Annotated in this window: 7 protein-coding genes; 1 reads left to right on the top strand and 6 read right to left on the bottom strand. The window is 38.0% G+C overall.

Annotated elements, in window-relative coordinates; all coding sequences use genetic code 11:
• Window positions 1-20: 20 nt before the first annotated feature.
• Window positions 21-5,579, bottom strand: a complete 5,559-nt coding sequence (locus tag CSQ79_RS01485; protein WP_099699433.1) for an AAA family ATPase — start codon at window positions 5,577-5,579, stop codon at window positions 21-23.
• Window positions 5,580-5,811: 232 nt separating this feature from the next.
• Window positions 5,812-7,893, bottom strand: coding sequence for a carotenoid oxygenase family protein (locus CSQ79_RS01480; protein ID WP_099699432.1), 2,082 nt, complete (start codon window positions 7,891-7,893; stop codon window positions 5,812-5,814).
• Between the two features lie 700 nt (window positions 7,894-8,593).
• On the opposite strand from CSQ79_RS01480, the gene CSQ79_RS01475 reads away from it, so the two are divergent.
• Window positions 8,594-10,504, top strand: coding sequence for an AAA-like domain-containing protein (locus CSQ79_RS01475; RefSeq protein WP_099699431.1), 1,911 nt, complete (start codon window positions 8,594-8,596; stop codon window positions 10,502-10,504).
• A 5-nt stretch (window positions 10,505-10,509) separates the two neighbouring features.
• Here the strand turns inward: CSQ79_RS01475 and CSQ79_RS01470 are convergent, their stop codons facing one another.
• The 4 genes from CSQ79_RS01470 to CSQ79_RS01455 all read right to left on the bottom strand — a co-directional run bounded on the left by CSQ79_RS01470 (window position 10,510) and on the right by CSQ79_RS01455 (window position 15,905).
• Entirely contained in the window at window positions 10,510-11,814 is a 1,305-nt protein-coding gene (locus CSQ79_RS01470; RefSeq protein WP_099699430.1) for a TULIP family P47-like protein, read from the bottom strand.
• An 87-nt stretch (window positions 11,815-11,901) separates the two neighbouring features.
• Window positions 11,902-13,449, bottom strand: a complete 1,548-nt coding sequence (locus CSQ79_RS01465) for a TULIP family P47-like protein (protein ID WP_099699429.1) — start codon at window positions 13,447-13,449, stop codon at window positions 11,902-11,904.
• Between the two features lie 567 nt (window positions 13,450-14,016).
• On the bottom strand, window positions 14,017-14,580 hold the full coding sequence (locus CSQ79_RS01460) for a hypothetical protein (protein ID WP_099699428.1): 564 nt from the start codon (window positions 14,578-14,580) through the stop codon (window positions 14,017-14,019).
• A 101-nt stretch (window positions 14,581-14,681) separates the two neighbouring features.
• Window positions 14,682-15,905, bottom strand: a complete 1,224-nt coding sequence (locus CSQ79_RS01455; protein WP_099699427.1) for a type II secretion system F family protein — start codon at window positions 15,903-15,905, stop codon at window positions 14,682-14,684.
• Window positions 15,906-16,230: the final 325 nt, after the last annotated feature.

Here is a 16,230-nt window from a genome sequence, read left to right as displayed (position 1 = left end):
AACCAAGAGCGTTGAGTAAGTCAGCAATATTGAACTAGCATTCGCTCAACCCAACTGCAATCAAAGATTAACTTATAAATCTGATTAGAAACTTCGAGATATCCGTGCTGCTTAACTACCAAACCAGACAAAAGTAACTCTGTTTGTTCTGGAGTATCGACTGCAACACTCTTTCCTTGCTCTAAAATTTGCTGATACATAAGTAACAGAGCCTGCTGTTTACTATGCCAAACGCGGTTATGCTCCACTTGTCGGCAAAGGCGATCGCGAATTGTTTTTAAATGCTCTGGTTCATCCTGCAGTTCCCAATTCTCAATCACTTGCTGGCGTACCAAGTTTTCTACCCATTCTGCTTCATGGTTAGTAGGAACAGGAGATGAAGAAGCGCAGATTAGCTTACAAAGCTTTTGTGTGAGAAAAGGCTGACCATTAGTCCAAAACAAAACTTCTTTGAGTACAGCTTGAGGATTGCTAACTTTTCCTATCAAACCTTGTAGTAAAGGTTGGGCTTCATGTAACTGAAAACCTTGCAGTTGAATTGCCTGACCAATATTAAAGGGTGTACGGCTTTTGTCTTGAATAAATTGACCAGGAGTTGCTACTCCCAGTAAAACAAAGCTAAGTCTTTTAAACTTGACATGGTCAGCTCGCTTATTATAGCAATTACGTATAAGAAGGAAAAAATCATCAAGTTCAATTTTAAGACTTAAAATACTGTCAATTTCATCTACAAAAACTACGATATTCTGGGAAATTTGTTCTAGTAATACTTTTGTAATAAACTCTCCTAAACGTTGTACTGGAGACAAAAATTCGTGCTCATGCCACCAAGTACGTATATTAAATTTATCTGTAAGATTAAAGCTATTCACTAATACATAAATAAAGCCTGCATACCACTGTTCCAAAGTAATCTGCCGATGCCCAATTTCTGAAATATCAACAGTAGCACAGGCAAAACCTTCGGTTTGAAGCTGTTGCATGATTTGCACCCGCAAACTAGACTTTCCCATCTGTCGTGAATTGAGGATGTGACAAAACCTACCAGATTTCAAAGCTTTATAGAGTTCGCGATCTGCCTGACGTACTATGTAAGTCGGTGTTCCTAACGGCAAACTGCCTCCTACATGGTACTCATAAACTAAGTTTTGTTCTGCATTCCTCAGCAATGCATTTTCAATAGAAATAGCTGCTTGAGCCGAAAGTAGTCTGAGAATTTCTAGCCTCTTAGGTGTAAACGCTCCTGTTGCCAGGTTATTTTCTAGAAAAATAATTCCTATAAGTCTTCCTTGGTTAATAATTGGCGTACATAATATAGACTTTGCTTGACTTTTTATAATGTATGGATCGTTAGTAAATCTGCCTTCAAAAAGTGCATTATTTAAAACAACAGTTTCTCTTGTCCTATTTACATAATTAATAATAGCTGCTGATATATCCGGATTTGTCTCTATAGAAGTAGATTGCATGACAGATACATTATTTTGCTCGACTGAGCCGGAAGCTTCTATGAAGAGTTGCTCATTCTTTGCTAATATGAGAAAGCCAGTTTTTGCTCCGGCGTTTTCAATCACTATTCTTATTAATTGTTCTAGTAACTTAGTTAAGTCAGTTTCAGTTGCTAGAGCTTGTGATGCTTTCGTTACGGTTGCTAAGTCTAACGCTTGTGTATTATCGCTAGTTAAAGAAATGATGCTACTAGTTTCATTTCCTGTTTGATTCATAGTCTGATGAGAAAAGAATTCAGGATAGTTTTTTTCTAAATCTCTAACTTTAGCGATCGCTCCCCAGCGAAAGTAGTTATAGTATGCATCGATCATATACATACGAGCAATTTTCTTTCTTCCCAATGAAAGGTAAAATTCTGCTGCTCGTTCGCAGGCAATTGCCTCTACTTGAATGTATCCTTGTTCTTTAGCACCAGCTATAGCGCGATCGTAGTACTCCATTGCAGTCAAAGTTTCCTCTAGAAAACGAGCTTTCTCGGCTACTATCAAATCGTACTTATGCTGATAATTCATTGGCGCATAGTGTGCCCAGTGTTCTATCTTTTCCTGATTGTCTACAACAATGGCTAGGTATTTTTTTTGCTCTCTAATATTAACAAATGAATAGTGAGCCAGTAGTGCTAGAGAATAATAAAACTTGTATTCAATGAAAACGATCATTGTCAAAGTGTGTCCTATATATTTTTCTGCTTCTCTAGCATTTTTTATAGCCTTTTGATATTCTTTAAATAGATATGCAAGTAAAATTTTGGCAAAATAAACAAAAAATATAGCAATTATGTTATTTGTTTTTTTAAAAAAGGGAAGCGTTTTCAATTCGTTAAAGCTTTTGCCAACTAAAGAGTTTTTATGTTCAGATTCTTCTATTAAATTTATTACAATTTGTTTATTTATTTGCGCTAGATAAAGTTGGTGTCTTTGGTCATATTTAATAATCAAATCAATATATTCAGAGTGTTTCCGAACAACAGATTGTAATGTCTCACCAGTAAAAAATAAATGTTGGCAATAGTACATGGCTGCATGACAGGCAAATTCTATATCACCTACTTCTAGCCCTTTTTGAACAGCCTGCCGCAATACTTCTAAAGTATTTCTAGTATGCTCTTTTCTATGGATGACATTGAGGCATAATGCTACGATCGCCTTACATTCAAAGGCTCTCGCCTGAAATTTATCCAATACTTGTAGCGCCAGTTGACCATATTGATATGCAGTATCTATATTGAGCGATCGCGCACATAAAATAACACTGTACATTGCATAAACATACGCTGAAGAATGAGAGTTTCCGTAGCGAACGCAAAGTTCCAACATTGTATATATAATGGGCAGTGACAATGAAGTATCTCCAAAACTTGAAGGAGGTTGTATCGTTATTAAAATTTGCATTGCTGCAATTTTATAAACATCTTTCATCTCTGGTAGATTAATTAAATCCTCAATAATAAGTGTTTGTTGAGGAGCTTCATATAGAGAAATATTAAGGAGTGCCAAAACCTGTAAACCAGTGTTTAAAGCTTTTTGAACTTCATTTTTAGCAATATTAATTTTGATTTTTAAGTTGTAGAAAGGAATTTTATCAAGAATTGTTTTTCCTTGATTTAAAGCAATGTCACAAAGCTGCACTGCTTGCTGGAAATTAGTGGTAATATATTCTGTTTCTGCGGCTTCTTGATAAAGTGCGAGGGTCAAACTATATTGAGTTTTCCAAGTATTTGATTCCAATATTTTTAAACCAAAATTTAAGTAGGCGATCGCAGACTTGTATGCTGTTGCTGCCTTAGCTTTCTGACCAGCTATCAAGTTTAATTCAGCTAATTTGTTTCTAATAGATTCGTCACAAATTAAATTAGCACCAATATTTAAATGATTAACAATATCAAATATTTTGTTTTCTTGTTCTTCTGAACTTGTATTCTCTAGTAGCAATTGACCTATCTTTAAATGGACTTTTTGTTTTTGATCGTCTGAGATGAGTGAGTATGCTGCTTGTTGTACTCTGTCATGCAAAAACTCATACGCGATCGCATCAGATGATACAATCGAATTGTCTGTGCTTTTTTGGTCTAAAGTTAGAGGAATTTTATAAGAATCGCTCAGCGGTGTAAGTAGACCAACTTGTAAGGCTTCCCAAAGCTCAAATGCTGTGGCTTGTTGGGATTTTTGATTCACAAAAGAGAGTGTTGCTAAATCAAATCGACTTCCAATACAAGCAGCTAACTTCAATATATGCTGCGTACTCTGATTGAGTTTTTTGAGTTTACATACCATCAATTCAACAACATTATCAGTTATTTTCAAGTTCTGAATCTGTTTGATATTCCATTCCCAACACAGTAATTGATCATTTAAGAATATTAATTTTTCTTGATGCATCTCCTGAAGTAATTGAATCGAGAAAAAAGGATTGCCATGAGTTTTTTCAAAAACTAATTTAGCTAGAGGAAGAGAATATTCTTTTTGACATTTTAATATGTCAGCAAGCAGTTGATTGAGGAAGGTGATATTTAACTCCCTAACATCAATATGACTAATAATGGCATTGCCTTGAATATCTTCAATAATTCGGTTTAGAGGATGCGTTGCATCCATCTCATTATTTCGATAAGCACCAATAAGCAATAAAGACTGAATATTAGAATTGTCTATTAATATCTGAATTAATTTTAAGGACTCCAAATCTGCCCACTGTAAATCATCTAAAAATAGAACAAGTGGATGCTCTTTTTGAGTAAAAACTTGGATAAAATTATTAAATGTAAAGTGAAATCGATTTTGTATTTCTGTTAATCCTACTGATGAAACTATTGGCTGTGAGCCAATGATATATTCCAGTTCAGGAATGACATCAATAAGTATTTGACCATTAAAACCTACAGCATTCAAGATCTTCTGCTTCCACACATGTAGCTGTTGAGGAGTTTCTGTTAATAGTTGTCGTATCAACTCTTGAAAAGCATTAATAAACGCTGCATAAGGAACATTTCGCTGCAATTGGTCAAATTTACCAGAGATAAAGTATCCTCGTCGTTGTGCAATAGATTTATGAATTTCATTCACTAATGCAGATTTACCACAACCCGAACAACCAGTAACGAGGATTAACTCATGCGCGCCAGAACTTACTCGCTCAAACGCAGCTAAAAGTTGAGCAACTTCCGCCTCACGACCATAGAGTTGCTGTGGAATAAGAAGGTGACTCGATAAATCGTGCACACCTAGAGGAAAATTTGGAATGTTGCCAGTTTTCCAAGCCGCTAGACACTGTTCCAAATCAGCTTTCAGTCCAAATGCGCTTTGGTATCTGTCTTCTGCTGTCTTAGCAAGTAACTTCATCACAATAGATGAAATCATTGGGGGAATGTCTGGTACTAGTATGACTGGAGGTACTGCTTGTTTAGCAATATGGCAATGAACTAACTCCATCGCTTCTGTTGTTTGATATGGCAATTGACCAGTAAGAATTTCGTAAAAAGTAACACCTAATGAATAAAAATCAGTGCGATAGTCAATTGACCGATTCATTCGACCTGTCTGTTCTGGAGCCATATAAGCAAGCGTGCCCTCTAGTAAGCTAGGATCGCTAATAGTTGGTTTCTCTTTCGATAGAAGTGACGCACTACTAAAGTCGATTATCTTTACTTGCTCTTTGATACTATTAATAATGATATTTGCTGGCTTAATATCTTTGTGAATGATATTATTGTGATGTAAATCATTTAAAATTTCTGAAAGCTGAACTGCTATTTTTAGAAAAAAGTCTAAATTTCCATAGGTTTTAGGAATAACATTTTTTAAACATTCAAACTTGTCATCTTCCATAATTAGAGCAAGCTTGTTCTCATATTTTTCTATTCCTAAATATTTGACAACTCCGTTAATTTCTAAGTTTTTAATAATTTCATATTGATGCTTAAATTTAGCAAGATACGTTGGTGTAGGGTATTTGTCCTTTGTTACTTTGATAACAACAGCTTTTTTATCGTAATTTCTATTTCCTCGATAAACAATGCTTTTTGCGCCAGTGTAAATTAACTCTGAAATTGTGTATTCTGGAATAAACAGCATATTTCTTAGTTTTACAGAACAATTGTTTGTTTAAGTTTAGAAAATGTGTAATTGCCATTCTTACTAAAGTTATTTTTTTGAATTTTAAGTATTCTATTTATTAGTAATCAGCGAAAAGTAAAGCTAACAGCTAATTATTTACTACTCATTTTTAAAAATGTATAACACTTTTATCTAATAGTAGTTTAGCTCCCTATCTTAAACAGAAAATATTTAAGTAATAGCATGAGCTTTATGCGAAGTGTGGGTACACTTCATTCTCAAACATCTGTTGAATTTCTTGTGGTTGCTGCTTAACTAAATCCTTGTAATCCTGACGTACAGAAATGTAGTAATTAGCTGTGCGAAGTCCAATGCTTGGCAGCCATGCTGTATGCAACGTATAGCCAAATTTAAGTAAAGGATGACTTAGCTTGCAGACTGCACCTGCCTTCAAATTGTTAGCATCAAAAACCCAAATTTCATTGCTGTCGTCGAAGACAACAGCGCATACAATGTAACCGTCAGTTGATCCGTCATTTCCATCAAGATAAGGTACAAACTGCGGTGAACTTACCATATAACCTTCAGGAAACTGAAAGCTGTCAGCGATATATAGCGATTCATCTGAGGTGTGCAGTCGAAATAAGCTTGCTGGTATACCTTGTTCTGCGAGGTGAAGAACTTCTGACACAGGCACTGCTCGGTATTTATAATCCTTGTATAGATCGCAGATAAACTTTGTTAGTAGTTCTCTCCATAGCCCAAACGAAGTCCAGTAGATATCTTTAATTTGCCCTAGAGGCATACCGGAAGAGAGTCTATCAAGATACGCATATAATCCTACACCCCAAGTAAGATTTAAATCTGAGATAACTTGAGATTTAATAATTTGTCCACTTTCTCCGTCAATTACATAGCGTCCCATGCGGCTGATGTCCATTTCATCTTGTTCCATTCCATTGAGGCGAGACGGTACAGGATTATGAGGTTTGTATGCCGAGCTATTATAGTCACGAAGCCACTCAGCTACATCCCAGGCACAGATATGTGATGCGTGGAGCGTAATTTGTCCGTGTGGATTTTCGTAATCTACTAAAAAATGCGCGGCTTCTAATGGAATCACAACTCGATGCACTAGGACTTCAACTTCCTGCTGAGCAGACGCTGGGCATTGTCCAACTTTCAGGTCAGCGCGACGCACGATGTAAATAGTAGAGTCAGGCGATACGGGTCGTGTGAGTATATTCCTCAAACATCTTTCAACTCCTTTATTTTCTGGAAAAGGGTTATTGATTATCTGCTCTAATCCAGTTTTAAAAGCCGTATCCATCAAGACGACATAATCTTGAGTTACCCCAATTTGATGCATGGTTTGCTCAATCCTAACTGGCGAGCCATCGGGGAGTATCAACTTCCATCGCTCTAAGTTCCCAACACCATCCCAGCAAACTAAATAAACAAAATCCTCAATATCTATGCTTGTAATTCGCTCAATTATCCTTATATATAATTGCCAAATATTTTGAGAAAACTGGGAAAAAAGCTTGATGAAATCTTTGATTAAATCTTGTGTTTCGATAAACTCCCCAACAATATCTAAAAGTTCATCAATCTCATGTGGAAGTTTATCTAATCCGTAAATAAAAGGTAACGTTTCTAAAAAATTGCCTGCTGATCTACCATAATTGACTGTGAACATCCTGTTAGTGTGAGCATCAAAAGCGGGATGTGCAGTGCTAAAAATAGGTTGAAAGGGAAACTTTAACTGTGTTTCTGCTCGCCACTCAAGATTAGCTCCCACAGGAGTGACAACTTCAAGCGTTTGTGTATCAATTTCATAAGGACGACCAGCATCGTAAGTTACTAACAGACGCTCCTCTGAGTCATCACGGAACCTTATGGGTAGAAAAGCTGTATTCAGATCATTGCGAGCGCCGAGCGATAATGAAAAACGCAGAAGTCCATGATTACGAAACCGATACTTAGCATACATTGATCCTAGTCGAGTTGCCTTGTCAGCAAAGTAACAAGGTGGTTTAACAATGCGAGACTTCAGCCCTACTTCGCCTTGGCAATCAAAATCAAGTCGATAAATCATACCATCGCCATTTAGAACCGAGTCACCGTTAGGGTAGGGAAGTCCTCCAGAATTAACATCTCCTACAGGTCCGACAATGAAAACATGACCTTGTAAGTCGTCTGGTAATTTTCCAGAAATGTGTAGTTTGACGTCAGTCAGTTCACAACGACCTGCAGTCATAACAGACTCTGGCACTGATGAGCAATTAGTATTTTTTGCTTCAGTAGTTGATGATTGAGTTGTTTCTTTCATGGTTATTTCCTATATTTCAAGATAATTTGTAGATGTTTTTAAGGTGTCAGTTTTAACTCAGTATTACTAAAGTTGCTTTAACTGAATATTAAATTTTTAGCAATAAAGCTGCATTGCTCTATCAAACTTTATCAATGTACCTACTCTGGAAATATTTTTTATAGCATGAGATGCTAGTAGTAGTATTTCACACAGATAAAATTATCATTTCATCCCTCTAACTTATTTAGGTAAAGTTTGCCTAAAAATTGAATTAGTCTATCTACTTGCAGTTTACAATTTCTGTACTACTTAGTAGTACTTATTCTATTGATAATCTGTTAATCCTTGATAGGTATAATAAATTAGTTTATTATGCCCTTAGATTTAAATAAATGGTCGTTTTTTTCAAAAAATGAGGGTATTAAAAAGGTTTCACTATTTATTTTGGCGAAATTATATTTGGTTTTATTGAGAAGCAACTCATTAAGAGTAATATTAAGAATTGATCGATTTATTTACTGGTCTTAATAAAAAAAATGTTATTGTTTGTGGCAAAAGTTAGGAAAAAATAAGCGACTTAACTTAGATGTTTTAATATTTCGCAAAAACGTGATAAGAATCATATCTCATGAATATTAGTTCCTGTAGTCTACTATTAATAGCAATTAGCTATCTAAACCAACCAAACCAAAGTCTGAATCAAAGCTTGAGTTGACCGATGGACGTTGAAGAGGCACTAGCGTTTACCGATGCTTTGATATTTACCAAAACAGGTAAGCACTTGAATACTCTACAAGCTGCTGTATTTCGTGGTACATGGCTAAGTCAGAAGTATGAACAAATTGCACAAACCTGCTACTGCTCAGAAGACTATGTGAAAACAGTTGGTGCTACATTATGGAAATTACTTTCTGAAGGATTAGAAGAAAAAGTCAGTAAAAAGACCTTTCGTGCTGCATTAGAGCGAAGAAAAAGATACTCTACCTCCATTACAGGAAGCTTATTACCCGAAACTCAATCATTTCGAGTGCAAAGCGCAGGAATAGAGCATAATACTGATAGTGAAGTGGCTCCGTTACTCCACTCAAAAGTTTTTGTCTATCATGGCAGCCAAGAGTCAGACCTCAACATAGCGAGAGAGTTTGAGCAAGCTTTGAGAGCCTCTGGTCATCAAACATTGATGGCTCAGGAGATTATGCGATCGCAAGAAAACTGGTCGCAGTTCGATACAGAATTAAAGCGTTGTGATTACTGGGTTTTGCTGTTATCCGAGCAATCTGCAATTAGCGAAATAGTTACCGAAATCGTTCGTTGGACTAAAACACAAATATCTCACTCGCAGCAAAAGTCCCCTGTAATTATTCCAATCTGGGTTGACTCTCAAAGCTCATCCTTGAACTACGATCTCTACGGCTATCTCAATCAGATTCCACAGCACGAGTGGCGATCGCCTGCTGATACACCAACAACTTTGCAAAAAGTTCTTAGCAGAATAGCAGAACATCAATTACCTACCAGTGAATTTACAGTAGCAGTTCCCACTACGTTACAAAAAATTATAATTGATAGTCCTCCCTCACCAGTAGCTGCACCAGAATTACCAGCAGGACAAGTCGAGCTAGCTTCTCTTTTTTACATCGAGCGTCCCCCAATTGAATCCCGCAGCTACGAAATGATTTCGCATCGGGGAGCTTTGATCCGAATTAAAGCTCCTCGACAAATGGGCAAAACATCACTGATGGCTAGAATTTTGCACCATGCAACCAAGCAAGGCTACCACACATTACCTTTAAGCTTTCAATTCGCAGATAGTAGTGTTTTTCAAGATTTGGATCGATTTTTACGCTGGTTCTGTGTCAATGTTGGACTAGGATTAGAATTACCTAATCGATTAGCTGAATACTGGGATGAGATGTTTGGCAGCAAGATCAGCTGCAAAGTTTATTTTGAAAAGTACATTTTGGCTCAGCTGTCCCAGCCCTTGGTTTTAGGTTTGGATGAAGTGGATCGTATCTTTCTATATCCTGAGATCGCCGATGACTTTTTTGGGCTGTTGCGTGCTTGGCATGAAGAAGCAAAAAATCGTGAAATTTGGCATAAACTGCGCTTGGTAATTGCACACTCAACAGAAGTTTATATCCCATTAAATATCCATCAATCGCCATTTAATGTAGGGCTATCAATTGAGTTACCTGAATTTACAAGCGAGCAAGTGCAGGATTTAGCGCGAAGACATGGACTTCATTGGGATATCATACAGGTTGCTCAACTGATGGCAATGGTAGGAGGACACCCGTATTTAGTGCGGGTAGCGCTTTATTATATTGCGCAGCAAGATCTGACACTTACTCAACTTTTGCGAACAGCACCTTCAGAAACTGGACCTTATAGCGATCATCTGCGACGACACTTGTGGAATCTACAACAACAACCCGAGCTAGCAGCAGCAATAAAATCAACCGTTACTGCGTCGCATCCTATACGGTTAGCTGCACTGCAAGCATTTAAGCTATACAGTATGGGATTAGTACATCAGCAAGGAAATGAGGTAACACCACGCTGTAACTTGTATCGCCAATATTTCCACAAGCATTTGGTATCGACAAATGAGATTTATCAAGAATTTTGAGTAGTTTAGACATGTCCCATCATATAGAAGCTACCGTCTACTCCTGCTACGGTTACGTCTAACGGCTCGGTATCTGTCCACTGAATTGAATGCGGTGGGTTTTTCGCAAGCGACAAAGCTTGGCCGGCAAAATTATCCAATGACTCAGCAATCCCATCCGCGATCGCTTCTACCACAGCATCAACAATCGGCTTAACTAAAAGTCCTAAAAACCAATAATACCAAGGAATATCAGCATGGTGACTGCTTTGAGGTTTTGGGTCAGGTAAAAATGCGATCGCTTTGTCGATTGGGTAGAACTGTGCTTTGTTATGAGTTCTAATTTTGTACGTCATTGAAATTCCAGCGTATAGCGAACACGAGCCTTCAATCGTTGTCCCCAGCCCATCAGTGGTTGTCACAATTAATAACTGATCGATTTGCGGATAATAAGTAATCGCACCTTCCTTAACTGCAAGAGTTGTAAATGAGTGTCTGTTGCGGATTGCGTGGCTTTGTACGTCAAAATAGAAGCTGTCGGGTGTTGTCTGGTAGGCAGCCGCTAAGTAGGGCAGGATAACATTCTTGAGAAACAAGTCCTGAGAAATCACAAAGCTTGCCGTTTGACTAGCGGCGATCACATCAGGGTCAGGCGTATGGTGCAGGTGCGTGATATCCCGTGCATCTGTGACACTCAAGATCGCAAGATAACCGTTTCCAGTACCCGTTTTGTCTAGGTAGGCATAGTCTGATGAGACAGGAGCAAGCCAGCTATTTGAATGTGGTGGCACTAGATTGATTGTGGCGAATACATAACTGATCTGGTTCGCATTCTCGACGAGAAAATTAGCGAGCAAGCTTGAAAGCAGCGCCTTGTCAGCCACACTGAGTCTCCCCGATGGGTCTATGACTGTTACAGGCGTGATCAGACCAGGAGCGGGGGGAATCTGCTCATAACCCACTTTATCAATCAAAAACTTCAACTCTTGCAGACCTGAACCGCGATCTAGCCCAGAGTAACTGGGCAACAACGTTAACTCAAGTGACATCACTACCGCAACACCTGCCAAAGAAATTTCTCGGGCTGTATCTTCTTCTCCCACAATCAAAAGCCCCTCGTGAATGGGTAGCTTCAGATACAATAATTTGCCGTCTCCACCAGGAACAATCTCCCAAGTGTTGAACTTCCCATTTGCAGAAACCGGTGGAGCTGAATCGAGCGCAGCATCGAAGGACATAACAAGCGTAGTACTGTTTGCTGCCAACGCCGCATTAATTCGACTGATACTCACGATAAAAACTGTATCCCAACCAAAGGTTTGCATAGCCATCTCCAAAAGCTGACACGGTATATCCTTTAGGGAAATTCACTCCAACCTCCTCAGAAAAAAGGAAGCCGGAGCGAAATGTATTGGAGCTTAGATTGTGAAACCAGGATCGCCACCCATCTGGAACGAGCCATTCAACCCCGCCGAGGTGAGCTTAAACTCAGAGGCGCCAGGCCACTTAATAGGAGCGGTCGAGTTTAACACTAATAAATCAATTGAAGGTAATTTCTCTCCAGCCTCACCACCAGCAACCGCAGCAATCAGAGCAGGTGTTGCTGCTGCGAATCCAGCTACTAGAGCAATGATGACTACTGCAACAATAGTTCTGGCTATACCTTTGATCACCGTACCCGCGACACCAAGTGCGATCGTGCCTGCCACACTGATAATAATTTCAGTCACAGTTACCCAAGTCGCTGTTTTTACCCAGTGATTTGTCCTTGGGTCTCTAGTTTGTTTGAAATCTAATGTCTGCGATCCATCCGGCTTGTTGACGACAATAATCTCTTGGTAGCTCGTGTTATCAACAAAAGTATCGATGCCTGGTGAGATATTGACCTTCGTGATCGTGTGAATTTGGATTTCATTACCAACAACCTGCAGCTCAAAGGTTTCAATTTCTGGCGTGTACCAGATTAACCCAACCTTGATTTTGTCTGCTATGACCGTTCTGGTGTTCTGAATCACTGTGTTGTTGTTCGCTAAAGTAAAATCGGTGTCGGATGCATTGGGGAAACCTTTAGGAAGACCTGGTAAAACCATTTTTTCTAAAAAACGCTCCATAGCAATTGAAAAAGATGCCCGTGCTTCTTCAGGAATTGCTGCTGGAGGCAAATGGTTTTCCAACCCTTCCGGACTCCGGTCGTCAGTCATATTCAGCACGCCGAAGTAGCTTTTTTCATCCGTAGCACCATCGGAGTAGCCATAGCTAGTATAAGTTGGTTTCAACCATTGAAACTGTTCTTGATCTGCGCGTTCATTGAGATTTACCGTGGAAAAAACGTAAGCAAACTGTATGAGGTTCGCATTAAACCACTCCAGTAGCGCACCAATCATCAGTGATTTAATAAATGTGCTGGGCGGATTCTGCGCAAACTTGAGATTTTGAATCACAACAGCTGGATCTTCTTCGCTACGCGCCTCTGGGTTTACCACCAAATCGTCTACTTCAACGTCACTGTCACTCGCTTTGAGTGCGTTCGAGCCTTGCTTCTGTGGTACGTACTTCAGATTTACCGAGATATAGACTTGTGAACCGTCTAGCGGATAACTTTTTGTTCCAGATGTCATGGTTCCAGTAGGAATGGGAATCGACAGATATACGATTTTGCCATCACCCCCACGGGCAACCTGCCAAGAACCAAAAGTACCCTGAATTGAGTAATTTTCTGATGGATCGACTGTGATCTCGAATGTTTTGGGATACTTATCTGACTTCATTAACGCCGAGTTGACGTCTGGTAGCCTAACCGCAAACACAGTATCCCAGCCAAGTGTTGGTGCTTCCGTAGCCAGTACCTGTGCTGGCAGCTGATCTCGCAAAAGAAAGGTGGTAGGACGAGTAGTACGAAGATGTGGCAGAGTAAATTCTATTGGTTTTTGGGCATGGCTAAGATCTAAATCCAAAACTTCTGGCATTATTAAATCCTCCTGAAAAGAAACCTAATAATCGCTAGTAATAAATTCTTGAATTTCTAGCATGTTTACTTGAAGTAAAACATTTTGCTAACAAAAGTTTTTTGTTAAGTAGCAGGTTATTAACTGTATTTTGCTAACGAAACCTTTTACTGCTTAGTAATTTAAGTTCTTGTCTCAGGATTAACAATGTGAAAAAGTAAAAGAAAGTGTGTATTTAAATCTAGCTAACTTATTGATTTGTAAAATAAGTTTTAAAAAGTAAGATTAGGTGAGTTTATGAAAAATCCGCAAAATTATTATTATTTATGAATAGCAAAAGTTTTAATTAATTAACATAGAGATTTATTTATATTGAAGACAAGTATCTCCTGCAAGTCTATATACATGTATTATTTCTCCAGACGGCTTAAGTTTCCTCTTTGCTGCTCAATAAAATAAATCATTAATTCAGTGATTTATACGGGTTATTATTTACCTTGTTAAGTAAAAAATACATTTTTATTAAATACTTTTTTGTTTATTTCTTCACTTCGTATTTCTTAGTCTTCAGCGTTAAACTGGGGAGCTTTATGAAGATATACGTTCTACTGAGTCTTGCTCTATTCCTATAGGTAGGGTTTCAGTCATGAATGGTAAACTTGCTCCTTGTAAACCTTTTTTAATACGTTCCGGTGTTTCATCAAAAATAACGAATAGAGGATGAATATTAGCTCCTTCATTTAACATATGTTGATAAGAAGAGGGTAGAATCCATTCGTAATCTTGATCAAGTAAAACCTGCGTTTGTCGCCAGCGCTTGAGGAAATCAGAAAAGTCTTCGTGTGGGCGATGAATGAAGACCATAATTTCAACTCCAGTTTTAATCTTCCATTCAGGGTCGCACATTAAAATCGCGACATCACACGGAAGTTGGATCGCAGTTTGTGTGATGTCGCTGCGTTCAGCCATAACAACTGACCTTTGACGCAATCGTACAATAGGTAAAGGAATCGCGATTAAACTTTCATGCGCACGTCGCAAGCTAGGAAGCATTTCTAAATAGAGGCGATATTGCTTCAGTAGTGCGATCGCACCAGCAGTATTTGCATACTCTGCTAAGCAAATTTGGTATTGAACGTTTTTTACACTCATAACTTAAATGCTGGTAATTGATAATTGGTAATGGGTAATTGGTACAAATATCTACTGTCTACTTCTCACTGCCGATACCTATTATGTCCAACTACTTAGTTTTAACCCAAACTCTCAAATACCTTAAACATAGGTAAGTACATAGAAAGCAAAATTAACCCTACCATACCACCAAGAACAACAATCATTATAGGTTCTAGAATACTTGTGAGCGCCTTGACTGCTTGCTCAACTTCATCTTCATAGAAATCAGCGACTTTCATCAGCATTTGGTCAAGTTCTCCTGTTTCCTCGCCAATACTAATCATTTGAATTGCCATTGGTGGAAATACTCGTTCTTTTTGCAATGCAATACTGATCATTCCCCCTTGTTGAATATCTTGTCGAGATGCATCTACTGCATTAGCAATAACTTGGTTTCCAGCTGTATCTCTCACAATTTCTAAAGCGGTTAAAATAGGAACGCCAGAACGAGTCAAAGCACCAAAGGTTCTGCTAAAGCGTGCTACAGCTGACTTTTGAATTAGATCGCCGAACAAAGGCATTTTTAAAGAAAAGCGGTCAATTGTTTCTCTACCAACTCGAGTTTTGTAGTAATTACGGTAAGCAAAGCCGAGAGCAACAATTATGATAGGAATCATCCACCAAAAACCTTGGATAAATCCGCTAATACTTAACATGAATTGTGTCAATACTGGTAATTCTGTTCCTAAATCTTGAAAGATGTTAGCAAAAATAGGAATTAAGAAAACAGTCATTCCAATAAAGATTGCAAGTGCTAGTAAACCTACAACAACAGGGTAAGCTAATGCTGATTTAATTTGATTTTGTAGTCGAGCTATATCCTCCAGTAACTTGGATAAGCGATTAAGAACTTCATCTAAAACACCTCCTACTTCGCCAGCTTGAACCATGCTGACATACAAGTTATCAAAGCAATCAGGATGCTTACGCATTGCTTCTGAAAGGTTGACACCTTGTTGTACATCTGAGCTAATTTCTAGTAAAGCTTTTTTAAGTTTAGGGTTAGAACACTGCTCTGCTAATACACTTAAGCTCCTAACAATTGCTACTCCTGCATTTACTAGAGCAGAAAATTGTCGAGAAAATACTGCTTTATCTTTAACAGAAACTTTTGATAAAAATAATGTTAATTGCTGCAGATCAATTTTGCTTAAATCGAATTCTGAAGATTGTTTGATTTCTTGAATAAATAATCCTTGATTTCTTAAACTAGAACGAGCTTCACTTGGAGATTTTGCAGTGATTTTCTCTTTTCTAATTTGTCCCTTAGAGTCTCTAACACTGGCTACGTAAGTAGGCATAATTTATAACTTGAATCATTCAAAATTAAGGAAATAATAATTGAGAAAATAGAAACATATGTTTTGAATTTACAACGCAATGTATAAATAAGAAAATTAAACTCAATTTTTAATATACTTCTTTGTTACCCTTAAATGTCCTAATAAAAAGTTACAAGCAATAACTAATATTTCCTGAAGTTTAAGTATTAGGAGGAGTATTATACATACACTAATTATGTCAACTTAACTTAAATGTGAGACAGTCTAGATTAGGTTAAGGGGCGAATGGGTAGGCATCTTGCCTACCCCACAATCTAAGATTTCATTTGGCAGAACGCGAGCT

The organism is Gloeocapsopsis sp. IPPAS B-1203, assembly GCF_002749975.1.
Lineage (GTDB): Bacteria > Cyanobacteriota > Cyanobacteriia > Cyanobacteriales > Chroococcidiopsidaceae > Gloeocapsopsis.
Note: the sequence above shows the minus strand (reverse complement) of the source record. Positions and strands in the feature narration are given on the sequence as shown.